Genomic DNA, 22,706 nt, shown 5'->3' with positions numbered 1-22,706 from the left:
CATTGTCCCATAGCGGTCGAAATCGGATCCGCAGGGGAGAGCGGATGCTGCGCGGGCCCAGCCGAGCGCCTATCGTTGTCCAAAGATGATTACGCGACGAGAAGTAGCACTGCGCCTGGACATACCGTTGGAAATGGCGGCACGCCACGGAATTCCCTCACGCCTCAGCGAGGGCCAGCTCGCCAAACTAGAGGCCGAACCGCCGGCCTGGCTGGTGCAGTCGCGAGCCAATCGCACCGGCAAAAAGCCCGTCTGGGCGCAGCTGACCTGCACGATCTGCGGGTACACCGAAGCTGTTCGCCCCAAGAAATGGTGGCCGACGTTCACCTACATCAGCTGCTCCAACCACGGCTTCGATGAGTTGCCCGAACCGGCCGCCGGTTTTGGCCGCACCGAGTGTGACGGCATCGGCAGCCAGTTCATCGGCATCACCGATGAGGCGCTGAGCCCGCCCGAACCGACCTGACCCTGCTGAAAGTACGCTGATCGCGTGGCCGATGGGCACCGCGCAGGGCGTACGATCACGGTATGAATCTGAACGCATCGGGCCGTTGATCATGTCCCGCAATTCATTGAAGTGGCTCCCTGCCATCGTCGTGCCGGCCGTTGTCGTCGCAGCGGTCATCGCCGCGCCGCTTGCGGCCGGTGCTGCCGTCGATCTGCCCGACAAGACGGCCGAGCAGGTTCTGCTCCTGGTCAACGACAGCACCGTGTCGACCTTCTCCGGAACGGTCGCCCAAACCACTGATCTGGGCCTGCCCAGTCTTGACCTGGGCGCGGGAATGCCCGGCACGTCGTCGGCCGCTGCCGTGAGCACGGCCCTCGAATTGCTCAGCGGCTCCCACGAGTTTCGTGTGTACGTCGGTGGCGAGAGCCAGTCCCGCGTGCAGATCAAGGACCGGATGGCTGAGCGCGATGTCGTGCACAACGGCAGCGACGTTTGGTTGTACGACTCGAGCACGAACGCGGCGACTCATCTGAGCATTCCGGCCGATCTTGCCGCCACCGCCCAGGCGAAGGCCGCCGAACTCGAGTCACAGCTCCCGGCCGACCTGTCATCTCCGGCTCAGGTCGCCGAACGTTTCCTCGCCAACCTTGACCCGAGCACAGCGGTCTCGGTGGGCACCGACGCCCGGGTCGCCGGCCGTAACGTCTATCAGCTGGTCCTGACGCCGAAAGCGACCGACACCCTCGTCGCATCCGTTTCAATCGCGGTGGACTCCGAGACCGGCCTGCCGCTGCAAGTGACCGTCGAGGCCCGGGGCCAGAGCGCACCCGCGCTGCAGGTGGGCTTCACCACCATTGACTTCTCCGCTCCAAACGCTGACCTATTCGACTTCGTGCCGCCGGTTACCGCCACGGTGACGACCCCGGCCTTCCCGACCAAGCCCGACGGCTCTGCCGCCAGCGACACGGGCGACCACAGCCCGGCAGCGGGAGGGTCCCCGGTCATCACGGGCACCGGCTGGTCCAGCATCATCGAGGTGCCCGCCCTCGCCGTACCGGCCGAGTTGGGCGATAATCCCATGCTCGAGCAGCTCACCGAACCCGTCGCCGGCGGTCGTACACTGACCACGTCACTCCTGACGGTATTCCTGGCCACCGACGGTCGCGTCTTCGCCGGGGCAGTTCCATTGGCGCAGCTCCAGGCCGCCGCCGAGTGACCCCGGCGCTCACCCCGCCCGCCCCAAGCCTCGCCATCGAGAGTCGGGGGCTGACCAAACGGTTTGGCAGCCAAACCGCGGTGAACGGCATCGACCTCGCCGTTCCCCGCGGTTCCGTCTTCGGTTTTCTCGGTCCGAACGGTTCCGGTAAGACCACCACGATTCGCATGCTGTTGGCCCTCAGCCAGGCCAGCAGCGGAACGATCACCGTGCTCGGTCGGAGCATGCCGGCCGGGCTGCACGATGTTCTGCCCCGCGTGGGCGCCCTGGTTGAAGGTCCCGCCTTCTATCCCTTTCTCTCCGGGGCGGCCAACTTGCGGCGGCTGGACACCGCCGATCAGTACGCGCCAGGAGCGACCCGCCGGGCTCGGGTGCAGCTGGCCCTGGAACGCGTGGGCCTCACCCACGCCGCCGACAAGAAGGTGCACGCCTATTCACTTGGCATGAAGCAACGGCTGGGCATCGCCAACGCCTTGCTGCTCCCCAGGGAGCTGCTCATCCTCGATGAGCCCACGAACGGACTCGACCCCCAGGGCACCCGGGAAGTCCGCAGCTTGGTGCGCTCACTGGCCGCCGAGGGCACGACCGTGTTCGTTTCCAGCCATCTGCTGGCCGAGGTCGAACAGATGTGCACGCACGCCGCCGTGATGAGCGCCGGCAGCATCGTCGCCCAGGGCACCCTGGCCGCTCTGCGTGCGGTCGGCGAGACCCGGATCCGCGTGCGTACCCCGGATACCGCGGGCGCGGTGCGCGTGCTCACCCACCTCGGTCTGATGCCGCAGGCGGGATCGCCTGATGATGGTGACTCGATCGTAACCGCGCCGCTCGTCGGCACGAGCTGGCTGCCGGAGGCGATCGTGACGGCTCTCGTGGCCAGCGAAGTGCGCATTCGCGGCTTCGCGATCGAGGAACCGAGCCTCGAAGAAAGCTTCGTCGCACTGACCGGGGAGGGTTTCGATGTCGTCCAGTGAGGTTCTGCCGGGCGAACGCCCGAGCGTAGTGTCGGCGCGCCGCGGCAGCGGATGGTCGCTGCTCGGCTCCGAAATCTCGGTACTGTTTCGTCGGCGCCGCACCTGGGCCATGCTGGTCGCCGTGGCGCTCATCCCCATTCTGCTCGCTGTGGCCGTGCGTCTGTCGTCGGAGGCGCTGGCCCCGGGGGAGGGACCGCCGTTTCTGGATCGAGTGACCCAGAACGGTCTTTTCGTGGGCTTCACCGCCATGGTCGTCGCTATCCCGCTGTTCCTGCCGCTGACCATCGGTGTGGTCGCCGGGGATACCATCGCCGGGGAAGCCGGCCTCGGCACCCTGCGCTACCTGCTGGTGGCGCCGGCCGGCCGTGTGCGGCTCCTGCTCGTCAAATATGCCGGAGCTGCCCTGTTCTGCCTCGTGGCGACGCTGACCCTCACGGTGTCCGGAGCGATTATCGGGGCCGCGCTCTTCCCGGTCGGCCCGGTCACGCTGCTCTCCGGCGACACCATCAGCGTCAGCGAGTCGCTCGCGCGCTCACTGCTGGTGGCGGCCTATGTCACGGTGTCCCTGCTGGGCCTGTCGATGATCGGGCTGTTCATTTCCACGCTCACCGACGTTCCCGTCGGGGCCATGGCGGCGACGATCGTGGTCTCGGTGGTCGCGCAGATCCTCGATGTGATTCCGCAGCTGTCCTGGCTGCACCCGTGGCTGTTCAGCCACTACTGGCTCGGTTTCGCCGACCTGCTGCGGCAGCCTCTCGACCTCGGCTCGTTCGGTCAGAATGCGATCGTGCAGCTGGGTTACCTGGCCGTTTTCGGGGCGCTGGCCTACAGCCGTTTCGTGACCAAGGACATCCTGTCCTGACGGAGTTAACGAGACAGGGCCGGATCCAATGGATCCGGCCCTGTGAACTGTCTCAACCAGTCCTCGTTGATTTCTCGAAAGAAATCTCCGTGTCCGAGATGGGAATTGAACCCACACGCCCTTAACGGGCACTGGCACCTCAAGCCAGCGCGTCTACCAATTCCGCCACCCGGACTGGGTGAAACGGCCTCCGGATGAACCGGCTGCCGAGGTAATAACTTAGCACGGATTAGAACACCCGTTGTGTCACCGGCGCCGGCGCCGACGGGTAGCGTTTGACCATGGCTTCCCTTTCGAACGTGCCCCCGGCCGCAACTTCCGCTGATTCAGTGGGTAGCCCGCCCGCAGCGGTCGCCCAGAAACTCGACCTGACCGCCGAAATCGCGCGGGATCTCATCCGCTTCGATACCACGAACTACGGTGAGGGTCGCTCCAACGGCGAAACGGATGCCGCCGAGTACGTGGCCGAGAAGCTGCGCGGCCTCGGCCTGAAGCCCGAGCTGTTCGATTCCGAACCGGGCCGAACCAGCGTGGTGGCCAGGGTGAAGGGCCGCGATGCGTCGCGGAGCGCCCTGGTCGTGCATGGTCACCTCGACGTTGTGCCGGCCGACGCGGCCAACTGGAGCGTTGATCCGTTCGCCGGCGTCATCAAGGACGGACTGCTCTGGGGTCGTGGTGCCGTCGACATGAAGAACATGGACGCCATGATCCTGGCGTCCCTGCAAGACGTGATCGCCGCCCAAGGCGCACCGGAGCGTGACCTCGTCATCGCGTTCTTCGCCGACGAAGAGGCCGGCGGCGTGCTTGGTTCGCACTTTCTGGTCAAGGAACACCCGCACCTGTTCGACGGAGCCGCCGAAGCCATCAGCGAGGTCGGTGGCTACTCGATCACGCTCGGCGGCAAACGCGCCTACCTGCTGCAAACCGGGGAGAAGGCGCTGATCTGGGTCAAGCTCGTCGCGCGCGGCGAGGCCGGACACGGCTCCCGCATGCACCCGAACAACGCCATCACCCGACTTGCAGGCGCCGTGGCGAAACTCGGACGGCACGAGTGGCCGATTCGCCTGACCGATACGACCGAGCAGCTGCTCGGCGAAATCGCTCGCATTCTCGATGTCGATCCGCAGCGGGTCGGCCCCGACGAACTCGCCCTGGCAACCGGCACGGCTTCCGGTTTCATCCAGGCCAGCCTGCGCACGACGGCCAACCCCACCGGCCTGACCGCCGGCTACAAGCACAACGTCATCCCGGACATGGCCGAAGCCCTCATCGACATTCGATCGCTGCCGGGCGAGGAAGACCTCGTACTCGCCCAGATTCAGGAGATTGTCGGTTCCGACATAGAGATCGTCACGATGCACCGCGATATCGGTTTGGAGACCGAATTCAGCGGACCGCTGATCGAGGCCGTCGTGGGCACTCTGGAGCGCCACGACCCCGGAGCCCCGGTGTTGCCCTACCTGTTGTCGGCGGGAACCGACAACAAGGCGCTCAGCACGCTCGGCATCAAGGGCTACGGTTTTGCACCACTTCGCCTCCCGGCCGACTTGGACTTTCCTGCGATGTTCCACGGAGTGGATGAGCGGGTGCCGCTGGACGCATTAGTGTTTGGCAGGCAGGTTCTGACCGACCTGTTCTCCAGTTACTAGCACCAGGTTCGATCCCAACGGGTTTGAGCTCAGTCGGCGTCAGCTGAAAAAAATCTGAGAAAGCGAAGCGCGTGGACTTTCTGAATGCGATCATCCTGGGCCTCGTTCAGGGGTTGACCGAATTTCTTCCGGTGTCGTCGAGTGCCCACATCACGATCGTCGGCCAGTTTCTCGGCACCGGTGAAGACCCGGGGGCTCGGTTCACGGCCATCACCCAGATCGGCACCGAGGCTGCCGTCGTCATTTTCTTCTGGCGTGACATCGTGCGCATCATCGGCCAGTGGGCCAAGTCCCTCACCGGCCGGGTTTCCCGCAAGGATCCGGATGCCCGCATGGGCTGGCTGATCATCCTCGGCTCGCTGCCGATCATCGTGCTCGGCCTGCTGTTTCAAAACCAGATCGAGACCGTGCTGCGCTCGCTCTGGATCACCGCAACCATGCTCATCGTCTTTGGAATCCTGCTTGGCATCGCCGACCACGTCGGTGCCAAGAGGCGCCAACTGCGAGACATTACCTACGGGCACGGCGCAATCTATGGTTTCGCCCAGGCACTCGCGCTCATCCCCGGCGTGTCCCGCTCGGGTGGAACCATCACCGCCGGGCTGTTCCTCGGCTACGAGCGCGCCGCAGCGGCCCGCTACGCCTTCCTGCTGGCGATTCCCGCCGTGCTTGGTAGTGGCTTCTACCAGGTCTACAAGTCCATCGCCGATCCCTGCCTGGCCGGCGCGACGACGTGTACTCCGGAGATTTTCGGACCGCTCGAAATATTGGTCGCGACGGTCATTGCCTTCATCGTCGCCCTCGGAGTCATCGCGTTCTTCATGAACTACATTTCTAAGCGGAGTTTTCTGCCGTTCGTGATCTATCGCATCGTGCTGGGCATCGTGCTGTTCGTGCTTCTCGGCACCAACGTCATCTCGGCCTAGCCATAACGCCCCGGCCCGATCGGCCGGGGCGCGAAACCACTGCCGCATCAAAGCTAGGCTGGTTCAATGCGTGCATGGGAACGACCCGAAATTGTCTCCGTCCCCGGCGAGTCGGGTGCACCCTGGCTCCATGATACGAAAACTGACAGCCTGGTGCTGGCCCAGCCACGCGATGCAGCCCGGCTCTACGTCTGCGGCATCACGCCGTACGACGCCACCCACATCGGCCACGCAAACACTTACCTCGCCTTCGACACCCTGCAGCGGGTCTGGATCGACGCCGGGTTTCGCGTGCACTATGCCCAGAACGTGACGGATGTCGACGACCCGCTCCTGGAGCGGGCGAGCGCCACCGGCGTCAACTGGCGCGACCTGGCCGAGTCCCAGGTTGATCTGTTCCGCACCGACATGCAGGCCCTCGGCATCATTCCGCCGAACGACTTCGTCGCCGTGACCGAGGTCATTGACGAGGTCGCCGCTGCCGTCGCGCTGCTGCAGCAAGCCGGACTGGCCTACCCGGTACCGACCGACGACGCCATCGCCGGCGCCGACGGAACGATCGCCGCCGACCTCTATTTCGATATTCAGGCCGCCGAAGCCAGCACGGACTGGACCCTGGGCGACGAGAGCAACCTCGACCCGGTCAGCATGCTCCGACTCTTCGCCGAGCGCGGGGGAGACCCCGACCGGGCAGGCAAGCGCGATCGCCTCGACCCCCTGCTCTGGAAGGCGGCGCGCGCCGGCGAACCCGTCTGGGAATCGCCCGTCGGCGCCGGGCGCCCCGGTTGGCACATCGAATGTTCGGTCATCGCCCTCAAAGAGCTCGGGACCGACTTCACCGTGCAGGGTGGCGGATCAGACCTGATCTTCCCGCACCACGATATGAGCGCCGGGCACGCGGAGGCGCTGTCCGGGCATCCGCTCGCCGGGGTCTACAGCCACACCGGCATGGTCGCCTACCGGGGCGAGAAGATGAGCAAGTCCCTCGGCAACCTTGTACTGGTCTCGAGACTTCGTGCCCAGAATTTTGACCCGCGCGCGATCCGGCTGGCTCTGCTGGCCCGGCACTACCGAACCGACTGGGAATGGACCGCCGCGCTCCTGGACGAGGCCGTCGCGCGCCTGTCCGCCTGGTCGGCGGCGTTCGGTGCTGCGTCGCTCGGCACGGTCGCCGTGAACGCCTCCGAGGGTGCCGCCAGTACAGCAACACCTGGTTCGGCTGCCGCTCTGGTCGACGCCCTCCGCCTCGCACTGCGCCACGACCTGGACACACCACAGGCCCTGCAGCTCATTGACGACGCGGTCGCCAGTGAGCTCGATGACGTCGCACTGGTCAATCAGGCCATCAGCGCTCTCCTCGGCGTCGCTCTGTAAGGCCTAGTGCCGTGGCCCGTCGGGCCTGGTGCCGGGCCCGTCGGAGCGGCCGTCTGGCCGACCATCGGCACGTCCGTCGCGTCCGTCGGTACCGCGCTTGCGCAGGTACTTCTCGAATTCCTGCGCGATGGCCTCGCCGCTCGCCTCCGGCGAGTCGACCGTGTCGCGGGCCTGCTCCAGCTGGGCGATGTACGCGGCCATCTCCTCATCCTCACCGGCCAGCACATCAATACCGCTCTCCCAATCGGCGGCCTCGGTTACCAGCACGCCCCGGGGGATCACCACGTCGATGACCTCTTCCAGCTTGTCGATCAAAGCGAGCATCGCCTTGGGCGACGGTGCGTTGTGCACGTAGTGGGGAACGGATGCCCAAATCGACAGGGTGGGAATTCCCACCGTCTCCGCGGCGTCCGACAGAACGCTGAGAATGCCAACCGGACCCTCGTAATTACTGCGTTCGATCTGCAGTTCGGCGCGCACCTGGGCGTTATCGCTCGACACGAAGATCGAAATGGGCCGGGTATGCGGAACATCGGCGAGCATCGCCCCGAGGAACACGACGCCGCTCACGTCAGCGGCGAGGGCGGCGTCGAGAATCTCCGCGGCAAAACTCTTCCAACTGCGCGACGGCTCCGTACCGATCAGCAGGTAGATGTTGCCAGCATTCGTTCCACTGACGCGCAGCTGCGCGTCGTCGGCCAGCGGCACACCGGCCACACCGGGATTCGTCGGGCCGTACATGATCGCGCTCGGCCAGCCGAGCGAGCGCACGCCATCTTCATTGGTTGACACGGTCGGCCGATTGAACTGGTAATCGAAGTACAACTCCGGATCGACCTCGGTGATCATCTCGACGTCGAGGAGTTCCTTCAGCGCGCGAACCGCGCCCGTTGCGGCCTCGCCGGCGTCATTCCAGCCTTCGAAAGCAACGACTAGCAGCCGTCCGCCCAGAAACCCATTACCGTCAGCCACCGTGTTTGTCCTCAATTCCTCGTGCCTTCCGCGTGGAGGGCCTTCAGTCAAGGATAGGCGGTGGCCCTACACTTGAACCCCGTGAATGTTTTTCCTCTGCCGCTGCCCACGCCCGCTTCCCTCCCCGCCGCTGTCCTCTGGGACATGGACGGCACGATCGTTGACACCGAACCGTACTGGATGCGCGCGGAAACCGAGCTGGTAGCCGAATTCGGCGGTGTCTGGACCCACGACGACGGCATGCTGCTGGTCGGGTCCGGACTGTGGAACTCGGCAGCGATCCTGCAATCGCGCGGGGTGGACCTCACCCCGGATGCCATCGTCGCGCGCCTCACCGACCGCGTGCAGGAGCAGCTGGCCGAACACGGCATTCCCTGGCGTCCCGGTTCTCGTGAGCTCCTGCAGCAGCTGAAGGTGGCCGGCGTGCCGACTGCGCTCGTCACCATGTCGGTGGAGCGGATGGCCCGCCAGATCATCGACCTCATCGACTTTGCAGCCTTCGACGTTGTCGTCGCCGGCGACATGGTCGAAAACAGCAAGCCGCATCCGGATCCCTACCTGGTCGCCGCCCGGCAACTCGGCGTCAACCCGGCGGAATGCATCGCGATCGAGGATTCCGGGCCCGGTGTCGAATCCGCCGTCGCTGCCGGCACCATCACCATCGCCGTTCCCCACCAGATCGACCTGCCGGAGAGCGCCCTGTACACGCGCTGGTCGACGCTCGACGGGCGAACGATCCACGACATTGCGGCGTTGTTCCACTCCTCGGAGCGTTCCGATTCGGCCGCTCCCGTTCATTCTCTCGCCCCCACCGGGTTCGCCCGCAACGAAAGCGCACCACTCGCATGAGCAGCAACCAGGTTATTCAAAACAGTGGACTCTTTCGCATTGGCGACCGGGTGCAACTCACCGGGCCCAAAGGGCGCATGAACACCATCACCCTTCAGGAAGGTCTGACCTTTCACACCCATCGCGGCATTCTCGCGCACGACGACATCATCGGGCAGCCCGACGGCTCGGTCGTCACCAACAACGTCGGCGTTGAACACCTCGCGCTGCGCCCGCTGCTGGTGGACTTCGTGATGAGCATGCCGCGCGGTGCCGCCATCATCTATCCCAAGGACGCTGCCCAGATTCTGGCGCAGGCGGACATCTTTCCCGGTGCCACTGTCGTCGAGGCCGGAGTCGGTTCCGGGGCACTGTCTCTCTGGCTGCTTCGCGCAATCGGACCGGCCGGCCGTCTCGCATCCTTCGAACGGCGTGAAGAATTCGCCGATGTCGCCCGCGACAACATCGCCACCTTCCTCGGAAACGATCCGCAGAACTGGACCATCACGCTCGGCGACCTCGCCGAGACGCTGCCCGACACCATGCCGTCGCACAGCGTCGACCGGGTGGTCCTGGACATGCTGGCGCCCTGGGAATGCCTGGGCGCAGTCTCCGAAGCTCTCAAGCCCGGGGGAGTGCTGCTCTGCTACGTCGCCACGGTGACGCAGCTGTCCCGCGTGGCCGAGGCCATCCGCGGTACCGGTTTTTACACCAATCCGGATTCCAACGAAACGATGATTCGCGGATGGCATGTGGAAGGTCTCGCGGTACGACCCGACCACCGCATGATCGGCCACACCGGTTTTCTGATCACGGCTCGTCGCCTCGCGCCCGACACGATCCTGCCCGAATTGAAGCGGCGTCCGTCGAAGACGGACTTCAGCGACGCCGATGTCGAAGCCTGGACGCCGGGAGCGCTCGGTGAGCGCAACGTCAGCGCGAAGGTCATGCGCAAGCGCGTGCGCGCCGCGGGATCCAGCGCGGAGCTTTCCAAGGCCCGAGGCCTCAACGCCGGTTAGGATGAGTCCCGGCCCTTCTGGTTGTACCACGCCGAAGCCTGCGCCCCCGTAGCACCCGCACCCCTCACACCCGCGCAACAGATCCACGCTGCGCACCACCCTGTACTGAAAGAAGGACCTGTGCGCAAAGCATCCGCGCTGATCATCACCGCCGGCCTCGTGATGACGGCACTGACCGCGTGTGCCGGCCCCGGCACTGCTCAGGCATCCTGTGACGCTGGGGCGCCCTCGGGCGCCGCGTCGAAACTGGTCTCGGTGACCGGTGATTTCGGCGCTGTTCCGGACATCAGCTTTCCGACACCCTTGAAGTCATCCACTACGCAGCGCACCGAAATCATCGCGGGTTCAGGGCCGCAGGTCGTTCCCGGCCAGATGGTCTCCGTCGAGTCGAACCTGTACAACGGCACGACCGGCGAGCCTCTGCAGCTGAGCGCTTTCGACGGCAGTACCGCCGTGGAGTTCGGACTGGGCGATGCTACCAATCCCGGATTTGTCGCCGGTCTGGTCTGTGCGCGCGTGGGTGAGCGCATCGCGGTCGTCATCGCGCCGGACGACGGCATCGGCGTCAACGATCAACTGCGCGTCAGCGCGACGGATTCTCTCGTGCTCGTCGTTGACATCGTGAAGGCCTTCCTGCCGCGAGCAGATGGAGCCGACCAGGCCGTCGCGAACGGTCTTCCTGCCGTCGTCCTCGATGCCGACGGCACCCCTGGAATCGTCCTTCCCTCCGGTGATGTGCCGAAAGCGCTGGAATTCGGCGTGCTCAAGAAGGGAACCGGCGAGAAGGTCGCGTCAGACGCTACCGTGGTGATCCACTACACCGGCCTCTTGTGGGCGAGTGACAAGGTCTTCGAGTCCACGTGGGCGACGAGAACGCCTCGGGTAGTGCCACTTTCTGACCTTCCGCAGGGCCTGGCCACCGCGATTTCTGGTCAAACCGTTGGCTCCCAGCTGGTCGTTGTCGTTCCGCCAGCGCTGGGCTTTGGCCCAGCGGCGCAGGGCCAGGTCCCGGCTGGTTCAACGCTGGTGTACTCGGTCGATATTCTGGGCATCAACTGATTGTGGCGTTCCCACCGCGCCCGTGCCACCGCGTCTGACGCCTGGTTCGGGCGATAGGATCACACAGTGACTTCGACGCCTCTGCATCCCGATTCGACCGAGGAAACCGGTCCCAAACCATCGGCGATCACGGCTCCTGAGCGACTGTTCAGCCTGGTCCTGGCCCTCGTGGCGACGGATTCGGGGTTGACCAAGGCTGACATCCTCCAGAACGTTCAGGGCTACCGGCAGCGCTATGTACCCGCCGGTTCGAACGAGAGCCTGGAGCGCCAGTTTGAACGCGACAAGGACGACCTCCGTGAGCTGGGCATTCCGCTCGAGACGATTGAGCCCCCGGACGATCCGGGAAGTAACCACTTTCTGCGCTATCGAATTCCGAAGGGTCTCTACGACCTGCCCGCCGACGTGACCTTCACTCCCAGCGAGGTGTCCCTCCTGAAACTGGCAGGCACGGTGTGGCGCGAAGGATCCCTGTCGGGGGAGTCTCGCCGTGCCCTGATGAAGTTGAACTCGCTCGGCATTGAACCGAGCGAACCGGTACTCGGCTACGCGCCCTTACTGCGCACGCGCGATGCGAGTTTCGAACCACTCAGCAAGGCGCTTGACCGTGCGCAGGTCGTGGTTTTTCTGTACCTCAAGCCGGGGGAAACCACACCGGCGCGTCGTGTGGTTGCTCCGCGCGCGCTCGTGCAGCACGAAGGCCGCTGGCACCTGTACGCCACGGATGAGGCCGTTCACGCCCCACGCACGTTTCTGCTGTCTCGCATCGTCGGCGCTGTCGCAGTCGTCAGCACAGCGGCTGCGGTCGCCAACGCGACTCCGGGTCCGGTTATCGATTGTGCGACCGACAGTGCTCGAGCCCTGGCCGAACTCGAGGCTCTCTGGGCCGGTAATATCGCCCGCATCGCCGTCGTACCCGGGTCCGACGCCGCTGTTCGTCTCGGCGCGCGCCAGGCGGCGCAGCACCCGGTACCCCCAGGCCAGCAGTCCGCCGGAGTCGAGCGCCTCCTGCACTTCACCGACCTGAATATCCTCGCCGACGAACTGGCCGGATTTGGCCCGGAAGTAGTCGTCGAGAGTCCGCTCGCCCTGCGCACCGCGGTGGAGAATCGGCTGCTCGCCGTCAGGGACGCTCATGCGGGCCCCCGGCCCGCCGGATCGTCCGGAAGTACGCCTCGCCGCCGAACACAGTCGCTGCGCGCGCGGTCGGGTGCAGCTTCCCAACCACGGGTGGCCGGCGACCAGCTCACGCTGCTGCTGTCCCTCGTTCCGTACCTTATCGATCAGGGGCGCGTCAGTGTCACCGAGGTGGCGAAGCACTTCGATCTGTCGGCGGAACGGGTTCGTGGTCTGGTCAGCCTCATTGCCCTGTCCGGCATCCCCGGGGAGACCCGCCAGTACCTGCACGGCGACCTGTTTGACATCCTCTGGGACGAATTCGAAACAAACGATCGGATCGTGCTCACGCATCAGGTCGCCATCGACGATTCCCCGCGATTCTCCGCCCGCGAGGCCGCGGCGTTGATCGCCGGTTTACAATACCTGTCGGCGCTGCCCGACAATGCCGATACCGACGCCATCGCATCGCTGATGGCCAAGCTGACCCGCAGCGCATCGGCGCCCCCGACCCAGGTGGCCGTCGCCCAGCGCGATGCCGGCACCACCCGCGACATCGTCCAGACGGCGCTCAGCACGCAGATGCAGGTTGAGTTCGACTATCTGAACGCTCGCGGGGGCCAGGAACACCGGCTTGTCGACCCGCTGCGCATAGAGTCCGTCGACAACGACTGGTACTTGCGCGGCTGGTGCCACCTCCGCGAAGCCGTCCGAACGTTCCGACTGGACCGCATGAGCGAACCGCGCGTGACGGACGTGCCACGCAGCACGCACCCGACCGACCTGGTTCTGCCCGATACCCTGTTTCAGGCGTCGACCACAGACGTCGATGTGCGACTCGAGCTCCCGACCACGGCACTGCCGTTGCTGGCGGATTACCGCCCCGAACGCGCAGAGCCGGTCGGATCGGGCGAACGCACTCGCACCACACTGCGCGTCGCCCATTCCCACGCGCTCAAGCGTCTGGTCACCGGCCTGGCCGGCATCGTCACCGTTCTCGAACCTGCCGAATCACGCCAGGCGGTCGCTGACTGGGCCGCAGCCGGGTTCGCCCAGTACGCCGCCGACCGCCAGCGCCCGACGGAGGAGGAGTAGCCGATGCCGTGGTGGTCGTGGCTGCTCATCTGGACTGGTCTAACACTGGGACTGCTCGCACTGCTCAGCTGGTTTGCCCTCTCGCTGTTTCGGAAGGCTCGCGGCACCCTGCAGGCGCTGGAATCGCTCCGCGGTCAGTTGCCCACGGGCGAATTCGATGGGCTGGCGGCTTCTGCTGTCGGTATCCCGGCCGTGTTCGCAGATTCGGCCGTGCTGCTGGGAAGGGTCGAGCAACTGCGTGCAGAACGCACCCACCGAAACCAGGTGCGTCGCGACGCGCGGATCGTGCGGGGTAAACTGATGCGGCACGCCCGTTAACCGCCACGCCCGCTGCAATACTCGCTGACACAGAGGACACACCCTCATGCTGCAAAACCTGACCGGATGGCACTTCCTGATCATCCTTGTCGTCGTCCTGCTTCTTTTCGGTGCGCCCAAGCTTCCGGGACTCGCCCGCAGCCTGGGGCAGTCGATGAAAATTTTCAAGAGTGAGATCAAGAGCGACGCGGTCGACCCCGATCCGAACGCGCCTGCTCGCTCAACGAGCACCACGGGCGACGACGCGTCGACGACGTCCGGCTCCACCGCGGTCGGCCCCACCGACCCCGCCGCGAAGCCTTAGCGCCGCATGGTCCGCGCCGAGCGGAGTGCGACCAAAGCGGGAAAGATGTCGTTGGGGCAGCACCTGATCGAACTGCGCAAGCGCCTCTACCTGGCTGCTGCCGGGCTCCTCATCGGGGCCATTGCGGGTTGGTTCCTCTCCGACTTCGTCTGGGATCAGCTGCGTGAACCCATTTACGCCATCATCAACGCCCAGCATCGTAACGCCCAGATCAACTACCCCGACATCACGAGCGCTTTCGACCTCAAACTGAAGATTTCGCTCTACGTCGGTCTGATTGTGTCCAGCCCGGTATGGCTCTATCAGGTCTTCGCTTTTCTGGTACCGGGGCTCACCCGAACCGAGAAAAAATACACCTTCGGGTTTCTCTTCACGGCCATTCCGCTGTTCCTGGCCGGCTGCGCCGCGGGTTGGATCGTCCTGCCGCACGTAGTCGAGCTCATGACGAGTTTCGCCCCCACGGAGGATTCGGCGTTCATCAACGCTCAGGGCTACTTCGATTTTGTGCTCAAGCTCGTCGTGGCGATCGGTATCGCGTTCGTGCTGCCCGTGTTCATCGTGCTGCTCAACTTCGCCGGGGTCATCAGCGCAGCGTCGATCATCAAGTCCTGGCGGATCGCGATTCTGGTCATTGTGCTGTTCACGGCGATCGCCACCCCGGCCGCCGACGTGGTGTCAATGTTCCTGCTGGCCATTCCCATGGTCATGTTGTATTTTGCCGCCTACGGTATCGCTTGGCTGCACGATCGGCGCGCGGCCAGAAAAGTGCTCGCCTTCGAAAAAGAATTCGCGCTTTAGTCTCACCTGAGACTCGTTGCAGTAATTGTTAGGATCACGTGACTCACACGCAATCGCCGGCCGAACGGTACTCGGCTGCGCGCATCCGGGCCGCCCAGCCACTCTTGCAGGGGTTCGAGCGCGGCCTGGGCTTCGACCTCGACCCGTTCCAGCGTGAAGCCTGCGCGTGCCTGGAGGCGGGCAACAGCGTGCTCGTTGCGGCGCCGACCGGAGCCGGCAAGACGATCGTGGCCGAATTCGCGATCTACCTGGCGATGCAGCGGTCCCGTGCAAAGGTGTTCTACACGGCCCCGATGAAGGCGCTCAGCAACCAGAAGTTCCAGGAATTCGCGGCCGAGTACGGCGCTGACCAGGTCGGGTTGCTTACCGGAGACAGCAACGTCAACCCGGGGGCGCGCATCGTGGTCATGACCACAGAAGTGCTGCGCAACATGCTCTACGCCGATTCCGATCTGCTGACCGACTTGGCCTTCGTGGTGATGGACGAGGTGCACTACCTCGCTGACCGCTTTCGCGGAGCTGTCTGGGAAGAAGTGATCATCCATCTGCCACAGCAGGTGCGCATGGTGTCGCTCAGCGCGACGGTGTCGAACGCGGAAGAATTCGGCGATTGGCTGCAGGCAGTGCGCGGTGAGACCGACGTGATCGTGTCTGAGGAGCGACCAGTTCCGCTCGAGCAGCACGTGCTGGTCAAGAACAATATGCTCGATCTGTTCGACTCCACCGGACTGATCGGTACGCATCGGGTCAATCCTGAACTCGTGCGTCTGGCACACGCCGGCGGACGTTCGGCCGGCGGGCGCGGCCGAGGTTCCGGTCGTCAGGGCGGCCAATCCGGGGGCTACCGGGGTCATGACAAGCAGCGTCCTCAGTTCGATGCCGGCCGGATGGACCGCGGCGACATCGTGCGTATGCTCGACGGTAAACATCTGCTGCCGGCCATCTTTTTCATCTTCAGCCGGGTCGGCTGCGACCAGGCCGTGCGACAGGTGCTCCGTTCGGGGGTACGCCTGACCCAGGAACACGAGCGTGAAGAAATCCGCCAGATCGTCGACGATCGATGCCGTACCCTACTGGACGAAGACCTCGGCGTGCTTGGCTACTTCGAGTGGCTGGACGGGCTCGAACGCGGAGTCGCGGCCCACCACGCTGGTCTGCTGCCGGCCTTCAAGGAGGTCGTCGAGGAGCTCTTCCAGAAGAAGCTGGTCAAGGCCGTCTTTGCCACCGAAACGCTTGCCCTCGGCATCAACATGCCTGCCCGCACGGTCGTGCTCGACAAACTGGAGAAGTTCAACGGTGAGGCGCGCGTGCCGATCACACCGGGGGAGTACACCCAGCTGACCGGTCGGGCCGGTCGCCGCGGAATCGACACCCTTGGGCACTCGGTCATCCAGTGGGCCCAGGGACTCGACCCGCAGGCCGTCGCCTCGCTCGCCTCTCGGCGCACCTATCCGCTGAATTCGAGTTTCAAACCGACCTACAACATGGCCGTCAATCTGATCGACCAGTTCGGGGTCACGCGAACGCGCGGCGTGCTCGAGTCGTCGTTCGCCCAATTCCAGGCCGACCGCGCCGTCGTCGATCTGGCCCGCTCCGTGCGCCAGCAGGAGGAATCTCTGGCCGGGTTCAAGACCAGCATGACCTGCCACCTCGGAGATTTTGAGCAGTACTCGGCCATTCGTCGGCGTCTCACCGAGGTGGAGCGCGAGGGCACCAAGGCCGACAACTCCCAGCGAGGGGAACGCGACAAACGCCAGCGTGAGGTCGCCAGCCTCCGCAAACAGATGCGTGCCCACGGTTGCCACCACTGCGCAGATCGCGAGGCACACTCCCGCTGGGCGGAACGCTGGTTCAAGCTCAAACGCCAGACGGATGCCCTCAACCAGCAAATCTCGCAACGCACTGGGGCGATCGCCCGCGTTTTCGACCGGGTGACCGACGTGCTGCTCGGCTACGGCTATCTCGAATCCGATGCCAGCGGTGCGATCGCGCTCAGCGAAAGCGGACGGATTCTGCGCCGCATCTACGCCGAACGGGACCTGCTGGTTGCTGAATCCCTGCGCCGCGGCCTGTGGAACGAACTCGACGCCGCGAGTCTCGCTGCGATGGCCTGCGCGCTCGTCTTCGAGCCGCGACGTGAAGAGGGCCTCATCGATGCCCGCTACCTGCCGAAGGGGCCTTTTCGCCCGGCGTTGGACGACACCCATGAGCTGTGGAATCGCATCGACGACCTCGAGCGTGACCACAAGCTCCCCGGCACTAATCCGCTCGCCGTTGGCCTCAGCCTCGCCATGTGGAAGTGGGCCCGCGGCGCGTCGCTCGCCGACGTGCTCGACGAGGCCGAGATGGCGGCCGGCGATTTCGTGCGCTGGACCAAACAGACCATCGATCTGCTTGACCAACTGTCCATCGCCGGCGACGCCCAGGTCGGATCAACCGCTCGGAGCGCCATGGACGCCATCCGTCGCGGCATTGTCGCCTACTCTTCGGTGGCCTGAACCCGCCATGTGGGCGAGTGAGCGTGCGTTCAGCCTGCCGTTGTGGGCATCCGTTCTGGTCGCCGCCGGTGCGGGAGCGGTTCTCGATGCCGGTTTCCCGGATCGCGACTGGTGGTTTCTCGCGCCGGTCGGGGTCGCGCTCATGCTCCTGGCGCTGCTCGGTCGAAACCTCGCGACCGGACTGCTCGTTGGCCTGGTCGCGGGCCTGTCGTTCTGGCTGATTCACATCTACTGGATCACCCTGTATCTCGGTCTCGTGCCGTGGTTCGCGCTCGGCGGGCTGGAGAGCCTGTTCTTCGCCGTTGGGCTCGGGCTCACCGCGGTCGTGCTACGGCACGGTCCTCGGGTCTGGCCGAGCATCTGGGGTCGCCTCGGTGTGGTGCCGGTTATCGTCGCCGGGTTGTGGACGGCCAGGGAGGCAATCAGCGCCGTCTGGCCCTACGGCGGCTTCGCCTGGGGCCGCGTTGCGCTCTCCCAGTCCGAGAGTCCGTTCGGCCCGCTCGTGGCCTGGGTGGGACTCTCGGGCCTCAGCTTCATTATGGTCTGGCTAAGCGCCTTGGCCGTACAGTTGCTCCGCGAACCCGAACTGAAGCGCAGGCTGCGCACCGGCACCGCTGTCGGTGCCGTTGCGCTGGTGCTCGCCGTGCCCGCGTGGCCGACCATCCCCAGCGGTGAGGTTCGCCTCGCCGCAGTGCAGGGCAACGCTGACGCCGGGCTCTTTGCTGAATATTCTCCGGGCCAGATCCTGCAGGACCACGTTTCGGCCACGCTGCCGCTGATCGGCCAGAAAATCGATTTCGTGGTCTGGCCGGAGAACGCGAGCGATATCGACCCCGCCCGGTCGGAAGCGGCCGCGCAGGTGCTCGACTACGTCAGCACCGAAATGGATGCCCCGCTCATCACCGGCACCATCACGAAGCCGGGAGACACCTTCTACAACAGCTCGCTGCTCTGGGAGGCCGGGCGCGGAGCCGTTGACGTGTACGACAAGGTGCACCCGGTGCCCTTCGCGGAATATATGCCGGATCGCGCCTTCTGGCGTCCGTTCGCCCCGGAGCTGATCGACCTCATCGGCCGGGACTACGGCATCGGTACCCGGGACAATACCTTCGACATCAACGGGATCCTGGCTGGGATCGCGATCTGTTTCGACATCGCCGACGATCAACTCGTGCACGAGATGATCGACGACAAGGCCCAGATCATCCTCGCTCAAACCAACAATGCCGATTTCGGTCACACCGATGAGAGCGTGCAGCAGCTCGCGATCGCCCGGCTGCGCGCGATCGAGACGGGTCGTACGGTGGTGAACATCTCCACGGTCGGTTCGAGCGCCATCATCACTCCCGACGGGCACACTCAGGACAGCCTGCCGACCTTCACGGCTGGCGCGATGGTGCAAACGGTGCCGCTCAGCGACATCATTACGCCGGCGATGGTGGCTGGGCGAGGCATTGAATGGTTCGTCTCCGGGTTGGGTCTGGCCGGTCTGGCGCTCTGTTTCGGCGCCGCCGGAGGCCAACGTCGCCGCTTGGCGCGCACCGCTTCGCGAACACAGCGTTAACCAACAACGACCCCGGCACACACGTGCGGGGGTCGTCTGGGGTGGAACCGGCGGTTAAGCGCCGATCTTCTGCTGGCCACCACGGCGCAGGCGCAACACGGAGAGACGCTCTTCGAGCAACTCTTCGAGTTCATCCCTGGTGCGACGTTCCAGCAGCATGTCCCAGTGGGTCCGAGGAATCTTCTCGTCGGAGTGGTCAACGATCACCGGCAAGGAATCGACCAGTCGGGTCGCCGTCCGTGCGCAGTATTTGCATTCCCATTCGTCCGGTGCCTCGGCTTCGGCCGAAAAAATCATTACCGTCTCGCGCCCACATGTTTCACACCGGTAGGTGTGCTGTACCCGGGGGGAGAAGGTGACGCCTTCTTCGCTCTGTAGGCTTTGTGCGCCTAATCTCATGCCACGCAAACTGCGGTCAGCCATAGTGTGGTCTCCTCTCGCTCGCGATCACAGATCGATCACGATGCCTTCACATTTGTAAACCATCAAGCTGGGTGTTAACCTTCCCGAACCCCCCGTTCTGGGAGGTAATTCTCAGGTTCGGCGAGTAAGGGCCGCCACAGCCAGATCGGTGCGATCCGTGACAATGCCGTCGACACCCAGATCAAGCAGTCGAATCATGTCTGCCGGGTCGTTCACCGTCCACACGTGCACCTCGACATTCACCCGGTGCATCATCGCGATGAAACGGGGTGTCACGATATGAATCATTCCGGCACGCTCGGGTACCTGCACGGCAACGCAGCCCGCCAGGGTACGGCGAACGAGCGCAGGAAGGCCCAAATTCGCCGCCGCTAAGGCCCGGGCCACAAGCGGTGACGAGGCGGACGACACCACACCGGGCAGCAGATCCACGATCCGTTGGCGGCGCGGTTCGTTGAACGAGGTCACGAGAACCCGGGGAGTGGCTCGCTGGTCACGAATGGCCCGAGCGGCGGGCTCGGCGGCGGCATCCGTTTTGATATCGATATTGAACCGCGCCGTCGGAAAGGCCTCGAGGGCATCGGCGAGGGACGTGAACGATTGCCCGAAGCCCAGGTTGATGCGTTTCAGTTCGGTCATAGTCAGTTGGTCGATGAGCACGTCCCGTTCGAGGGCGGTGAGATCGGGGTCGTGGCTGATCACGGCCACACCGTCGAGCGATACGTGCACGTCGGTCTCGAGGTGGGTGGCCCCGCCCGCCAGCGCTTTCACGAAGGCGAGTAGGGTGTTTTCCGGCGCTTCATGCGCCAGACCGCGGTGGGCGAAGACCCGGGGATACGGTGCGTCCAGAAATACTGACGGGGCGTTCTCGGCCACCGCCTAGGCCTGCGGAGTTGCGGGCGTTGCGGGCGTTGCGGGCGTTGCGGGCGTTGCGGAGGCGGCAGGCGCGGCTGCCGGGTTGTGGGCGTTCGCGCCGAAGGCGCTGCCGATACCCTTCATGGCCTCGGTCAGTTCGCTCGGCACGATCCACAGCTTGTTAGCGCTGCCCTCGGCCAGCTTGGGAAGTGTGAGCAGGTACTGGTAGGCGAGCAGCTTCGGGTCGGGGTCTCCATCGTGAATGGCCTTGAACACCGTGGTGATGGCTTCCGCCTCACCCTGCGCGCGCAGGACGGCAGCTTTGGCATCACCTTCGGCTTCGAGGATCGCCGCCTGGCGAGCGCCCTCAGCGGTGAGAATGGCGGACTGTTTGGTGCCCTCGGCGGTGAGGATCAGCGCACGACGGTCACGTTCGGCGCGCATCTGCTTCTCCATGGAGTCCTGGATGGAGTGGGGCGGCTCGATGGCCTTGAGCTCGACTCGGCCCACGCGGATACCCCATTTGCCGGTGGCCTCGTCGAGCACGATGCGCAGCTGGCTGTTGATATTGTCGCGACTGGTCAGCGCTTCTTCCAGGTTCAACCCGCCGACCACGTTACGAAGGGTGGTCGTGGTGAGCTGCTCGACCGCGCCGAGGTAGTTGTTGATCTCGTAGGTGGCGGCGCGGGCATCCGTCACCTGAAAATAAACGACGGTGTCGATGGAGACCACGAGGTTGTCCTCGGTGATCACGGGCTGCGGCGGAAACGAGACGACCTGCTCGCGAATATCGAGCAGCGGCCGCACCCGGTCGACGAACGGCACGAGCAGGTTCAGACCGGGCAGCAGCGTCTTGTGGTACTTGCCGAGGCGCTCGACCACCCCGGCGTTACCCTGCGGAATGATGCGAATGGCGCGCACGAGAATGACGATGACGAACACCGCCAACACGGCGAGCAGGGCGATCACGAAGATCTGACCGATGAAAGCTGCGGGGTCAAGCATTGTTCTGGGTCCTTTCGGCGGGGATGACGATGGCGGTGGAGCCTTCGATGAGATGCACGGTGACGCGCTCGCCCGGTTCAGCGGGTGCTGCGGTGCCGCCACCCGGCAGCACCAGACGAGCAGTCCAGGTTTCGCCGTTGGCCAGCTTCACCAGTCCGCCGGTCTCGGTGACGGTCGAGAGAACACGACCACTCATGCCGATCAGGGCATCGATATTGGAAAGCGCCGGATCGCCGCCCTTGCGCAGGGCGCGCAGCAAAAACGGCCGAATCGTCAGCAACAGCAGCACCGACAAGCCGCCGGCAACGACGATCTGAAGCCACCAGTCCAGGCCGAGCAAATTCGCGGCCAAACCGCCCAGGCTGCCGATGGAGATCATCAGGAACGTGAATTCCAGGCTCAGCAATTCGATGATGATGGCCACGAGAATGAACACGAGCCACAAAATCCAGAGATAATCGGTCAGGTCGACCATGCGTGACACCTTCCACATTTCGTTCACCTCGAAACTAGCAGGTACCGACGACAACACGCCGGGGGAGCGGCCGAGGCTTGTTGATAAGGTCGAAAGCGTAGGTAGTGGCCGATCAGGCCACACTTCATCACGGACACAAACAGACCGAATTCTTGAGGAGCACGCGTGACCAATCCACTTGCAGCAGGATCACTCGAGGGCAAGCGTGTACTCGTCACCGGCTCGTCCCGTGGCATCGGCGCCGACACTGTCGGCTATTTCGCCGAGGCCGGAGCGCGCGTCGTCATCAACTACCGCAATAAAGAGGCACGCGCGAACAAGCTTCGCGACGCCATTCGCGCCGCCGGGGGAGACGCCATCACCGTCGGTGCCGACCTGACCGATCCGGCATCGGTCGCCGCGATGTTCGCGACCATCACGAGCGAATTCGGTGGCCTCGACATTCTTGTGATGAACGCATCTGGCGGCATGGAGAGCGGCATGGCGGCGGACTACGCCATCAAGCTCAATCGTGACGCACAGGTCAATCTACTCAACGGCGCCGTACCCCTGCTCGGTGACGATTCCCGGGTGGTCTACGTCACCAGCCACCAGGCACACTTCGTCAAGACCACACCCACCATGCCGGAGTATGAGCCGGTCGCCCGCAGTAAGCGCGCCGGCGAAGACGCCCTGCGCGCCGTCATTCCCCAGCTCGAAGAGTCCGGTATCGGATTCGTCGTGGTGTCCGGTGACATGATCGAGGGCACCATCACGGCGACGCTGCTCGAACGGTCCAACCCTGGCGCTCTGAGCGCCCGCAAGGAGGCGGCCGGTCGCCTGTACAACGTGAGCGAGTTCGCAGCGGAAATCGTCCTGGCCGCGACCTCGCCGGTCCCGGCCGGCAACACTCGCCTGGTCGGCGACACGTCCGGGTTCGCCGGCGAATAGC

Annotated in this window: 22 protein-coding genes and 1 tRNA gene; 17 read left to right on the top strand and 6 right to left on the bottom strand. The window is 64.8% G+C overall.

The features are described from left to right. Window positions 1–85: 85 nt before the first annotated feature. From CXY78_RS16620 to CXY78_RS16605, 4 genes are all read left to right on the top strand, one after another. Window positions 86–466, top strand: coding sequence for a hypothetical protein (locus CXY78_RS16620; protein ID WP_092340146.1), 381 nt, complete (start codon window positions 86–88; stop codon window positions 464–466). Window positions 467–557: 91 nt separating this feature from the next. After that, on the top strand, window positions 558–1,664 hold the full coding sequence (locus tag CXY78_RS16615; RefSeq protein WP_104090522.1) for an outer membrane lipoprotein carrier protein LolA: 1,107 nt from the start codon (window positions 558–560) through the stop codon (window positions 1,662–1,664). Continuing rightward, window positions 1,661–2,635, top strand: a complete 975-nt coding sequence (locus tag CXY78_RS16610; protein WP_104090304.1) for an ABC transporter ATP-binding protein — start codon at window positions 1,661–1,663, stop codon at window positions 2,633–2,635. Before CXY78_RS16615 ends, CXY78_RS16610 begins: the two co-directional genes overlap by 4 nt. Next, window positions 2,622–3,497, top strand: coding sequence for an ABC transporter permease (locus CXY78_RS16605; protein ID WP_092340148.1), 876 nt, complete (start codon window positions 2,622–2,624; stop codon window positions 3,495–3,497). Before CXY78_RS16610 ends, CXY78_RS16605 begins: the two co-directional genes overlap by 14 nt. A gap of 90 nt (window positions 3,498–3,587) precedes the next feature. On the opposite strand, the gene CXY78_RS16600 is transcribed toward CXY78_RS16605, so the two are convergent. Next, a tRNA-Leu gene (locus CXY78_RS16600) sits at window positions 3,588–3,672 on the bottom strand. A gap of 106 nt (window positions 3,673–3,778) precedes the next feature. Between CXY78_RS16600 and CXY78_RS16595 the strand changes: the two genes are divergently transcribed. The 3 genes from CXY78_RS16595 (at window position 3,779) to mshC (ending at window position 7,446) form a co-directional block, all read left to right on the top strand. Beyond that, the gene (locus CXY78_RS16595; RefSeq protein ID WP_104090303.1) at window positions 3,779–5,146 is read left to right on the top strand and encodes a M20/M25/M40 family metallo-hydrolase; all 1,368 of its coding nucleotides are present in this window, start codon (window positions 3,779–3,781) and stop codon (window positions 5,144–5,146) included. A gap of 71 nt (window positions 5,147–5,217) precedes the next feature. After that, the gene (locus tag CXY78_RS16590; RefSeq protein WP_104090301.1) at window positions 5,218–6,072 is read left to right on the top strand and encodes an undecaprenyl-diphosphate phosphatase; all 855 of its coding nucleotides are present in this window, start codon (window positions 5,218–5,220) and stop codon (window positions 6,070–6,072) included. Between the two features lie 66 nt (window positions 6,073–6,138). After that, a complete protein-coding gene (gene mshC / locus CXY78_RS16585; RefSeq protein ID WP_092340151.1) occupies window positions 6,139–7,446 on the top strand; it encodes a cysteine--1-D-myo-inosityl 2-amino-2-deoxy-alpha-D-glucopyranoside ligase in 1,308 nt (435 codons plus the stop codon). Between the two features lie 3 nt (window positions 7,447–7,449). On the opposite strand, the gene CXY78_RS16580 is transcribed toward mshC, so the two are convergent. Next, on the bottom strand, window positions 7,450–8,418 hold the full coding sequence (locus CXY78_RS16580; protein ID WP_092340152.1) for a PAC2 family protein: 969 nt from the start codon (window positions 8,416–8,418) through the stop codon (window positions 7,450–7,452). A gap of 81 nt (window positions 8,419–8,499) precedes the next feature. Between CXY78_RS16580 and CXY78_RS16575 the strand changes: the two genes are divergently transcribed. The 9 genes from CXY78_RS16575 to lnt all read left to right on the top strand — a co-directional run bounded on the left by CXY78_RS16575 (window position 8,500) and on the right by lnt (window position 19,017). Next, complete coding sequence (locus CXY78_RS16575; protein WP_255410062.1) at window positions 8,500–9,267, top strand: HAD family phosphatase; 768 nt, start codon at window positions 8,500–8,502, stop codon at window positions 9,265–9,267. Further along, window positions 9,264–10,265, top strand: coding sequence for a tRNA (adenine-N1)-methyltransferase (locus tag CXY78_RS16570; protein ID WP_104090300.1), 1,002 nt, complete (start codon window positions 9,264–9,266; stop codon window positions 10,263–10,265). The genes CXY78_RS16575 and CXY78_RS16570 overlap by 4 nt, the downstream gene beginning before the upstream one ends. A 120-nt stretch (window positions 10,266–10,385) precedes the next feature. Then, window positions 10,386–11,324, top strand: a complete 939-nt coding sequence (locus tag CXY78_RS16565; protein ID WP_092340154.1) for an FKBP-type peptidyl-prolyl cis-trans isomerase — start codon at window positions 10,386–10,388, stop codon at window positions 11,322–11,324. A gap of 66 nt (window positions 11,325–11,390) precedes the next feature. Next, entirely contained in the window at window positions 11,391–13,535 is a 2,145-nt protein-coding gene (locus CXY78_RS22195; protein ID WP_369827335.1) for a helix-turn-helix transcriptional regulator, read from the top strand. Between the two features lie 3 nt (window positions 13,536–13,538). Next, entirely contained in the window at window positions 13,539–13,853 is a 315-nt protein-coding gene (locus tag CXY78_RS16550) for a hypothetical protein (protein WP_104090298.1), read from the top strand. A gap of 46 nt (window positions 13,854–13,899) precedes the next feature. Further along, entirely contained in the window at window positions 13,900–14,157 is a 258-nt protein-coding gene (tatA, locus tag CXY78_RS21915) for a twin-arginine translocase TatA/TatE family subunit (protein ID WP_092340156.1), read from the top strand. A 45-nt stretch (window positions 14,158–14,202) separates the two neighbouring features. Continuing rightward, window positions 14,203–14,955, top strand: a complete 753-nt coding sequence (gene tatC / locus CXY78_RS16540; protein ID WP_092340218.1) for a twin-arginine translocase subunit TatC — start codon at window positions 14,203–14,205, stop codon at window positions 14,953–14,955. Between the two features lie 38 nt (window positions 14,956–14,993). Then, window positions 14,994–17,453, top strand: coding sequence for an RNA helicase (locus CXY78_RS16535; RefSeq protein ID WP_092340157.1), 2,460 nt, complete (start codon window positions 14,994–14,996; stop codon window positions 17,451–17,453). A gap of 7 nt (window positions 17,454–17,460) precedes the next feature. Then, a complete protein-coding gene (lnt, locus tag CXY78_RS16530) occupies window positions 17,461–19,017 on the top strand; it encodes an apolipoprotein N-acyltransferase (RefSeq protein ID WP_104090297.1) in 1,557 nt (518 codons plus the stop codon). Between the two features lie 54 nt (window positions 19,018–19,071). Here lnt and CXY78_RS16525 read toward each other — a convergent pair whose 3' ends face one another. From CXY78_RS16525 to CXY78_RS16510, 4 genes are all read right to left on the bottom strand, one after another. Then, window positions 19,072–19,440: an RNA polymerase-binding protein RbpA gene (locus tag CXY78_RS16525; protein ID WP_092340159.1), complete on the bottom strand. Its 369-nt coding sequence runs from the start codon at window positions 19,438–19,440 to the stop codon at window positions 19,072–19,074. 111 nt (window positions 19,441–19,551) lie between these two features. Next, window positions 19,552–20,316 carry a glycerophosphodiester phosphodiesterase family protein gene (locus CXY78_RS16520; RefSeq protein WP_233206221.1) on the bottom strand — a complete coding sequence of 255 codons (765 nt, stop codon included), beginning with the start codon at window positions 20,314–20,316 and terminating at the stop codon, window positions 19,552–19,554. A 3-nt stretch (window positions 20,317–20,319) separates the two neighbouring features. After that, window positions 20,320–21,300: an SPFH domain-containing protein gene (locus tag CXY78_RS16515; RefSeq protein WP_104090295.1), complete on the bottom strand. Its 981-nt coding sequence runs from the start codon at window positions 21,298–21,300 to the stop codon at window positions 20,320–20,322. Beyond that, the gene (locus CXY78_RS16510; RefSeq protein WP_104090294.1) at window positions 21,293–21,775 is read right to left on the bottom strand and encodes an NfeD family protein; all 483 of its coding nucleotides are present in this window, start codon (window positions 21,773–21,775) and stop codon (window positions 21,293–21,295) included. The genes CXY78_RS16515 and CXY78_RS16510 overlap by 8 nt, the downstream gene beginning before the upstream one ends. A gap of 165 nt (window positions 21,776–21,940) precedes the next feature. Between CXY78_RS16510 and CXY78_RS16505 the strand changes: the two genes are divergently transcribed. Then, on the top strand, window positions 21,941–22,705 hold the full coding sequence (locus CXY78_RS16505) for an SDR family oxidoreductase (RefSeq protein ID WP_104090292.1): 765 nt from the start codon (window positions 21,941–21,943) through the stop codon (window positions 22,703–22,705). Window position 22,706: the final 1 nt, after the last annotated feature.

The sequence above is a fragment of the Cryobacterium sp. N19 genome (assembly GCF_002929595.1).
Lineage (GTDB): Bacteria > Actinomycetota > Actinomycetes > Actinomycetales > Microbacteriaceae > Cryobacterium > Cryobacterium flavum.
Note: the sequence above shows the minus strand (reverse complement) of the source record. Positions and strands in the feature narration are given on the sequence as shown.

What these genes read in the sequence shown, in the direction of transcription:
- CXY78_RS16515 (WP_104090295.1), bottom strand. Translation starts at nt 21,300, where the DNA reads ATGCTTGACCCCGCAGCTTTCATCGGTCAGATCTTCGTGATCGCCCTG.
- tatC (WP_092340218.1), top strand. Translation starts at nt 14,203, where the DNA reads ATGTCGTTGGGGCAGCACCTGATCGAACTGCGCAAGCGCCTCTACCTG.
- mshC (WP_092340151.1), top strand. Translation starts at nt 6,139, where the DNA reads ATGCGTGCATGGGAACGACCCGAAATTGTCTCCGTCCCCGGCGAGTCG.
- CXY78_RS16510 (WP_104090294.1), bottom strand. Translation starts at nt 21,775, where the DNA reads ATGGTCGACCTGACCGATTATCTCTGGATTTTGTGGCTCGTGTTCATT.
- CXY78_RS16550 (WP_104090298.1), top strand. Translation starts at nt 13,539, where the DNA reads ATGCCGTGGTGGTCGTGGCTGCTCATCTGGACTGGTCTAACACTGGGA.
- lnt (WP_104090297.1), top strand. Translation starts at nt 17,461, where the DNA reads ATGTGGGCGAGTGAGCGTGCGTTCAGCCTGCCGTTGTGGGCATCCGTT.
- tatA (WP_092340156.1), top strand. Translation starts at nt 13,900, where the DNA reads ATGCTGCAAAACCTGACCGGATGGCACTTCCTGATCATCCTTGTCGTC.
- CXY78_RS16570 (WP_104090300.1), top strand. Translation starts at nt 9,264, where the DNA reads ATGAGCAGCAACCAGGTTATTCAAAACAGTGGACTCTTTCGCATTGGC.
- CXY78_RS16620 (WP_092340146.1), top strand. Translation starts at nt 86, where the DNA reads ATGATTACGCGACGAGAAGTAGCACTGCGCCTGGACATACCGTTGGAA.
- CXY78_RS16605 (WP_092340148.1), top strand. Translation starts at nt 2,622, where the DNA reads ATGTCGTCCAGTGAGGTTCTGCCGGGCGAACGCCCGAGCGTAGTGTCG.
- CXY78_RS16595 (WP_104090303.1), top strand. Translation starts at nt 3,779, where the DNA reads ATGGCTTCCCTTTCGAACGTGCCCCCGGCCGCAACTTCCGCTGATTCA.
- CXY78_RS16615 (WP_104090522.1), top strand. Translation starts at nt 558, where the DNA reads ATGTCCCGCAATTCATTGAAGTGGCTCCCTGCCATCGTCGTGCCGGCC.
- CXY78_RS16525 (WP_092340159.1), bottom strand. Translation starts at nt 19,440, where the DNA reads ATGGCTGACCGCAGTTTGCGTGGCATGAGATTAGGCGCACAAAGCCTA.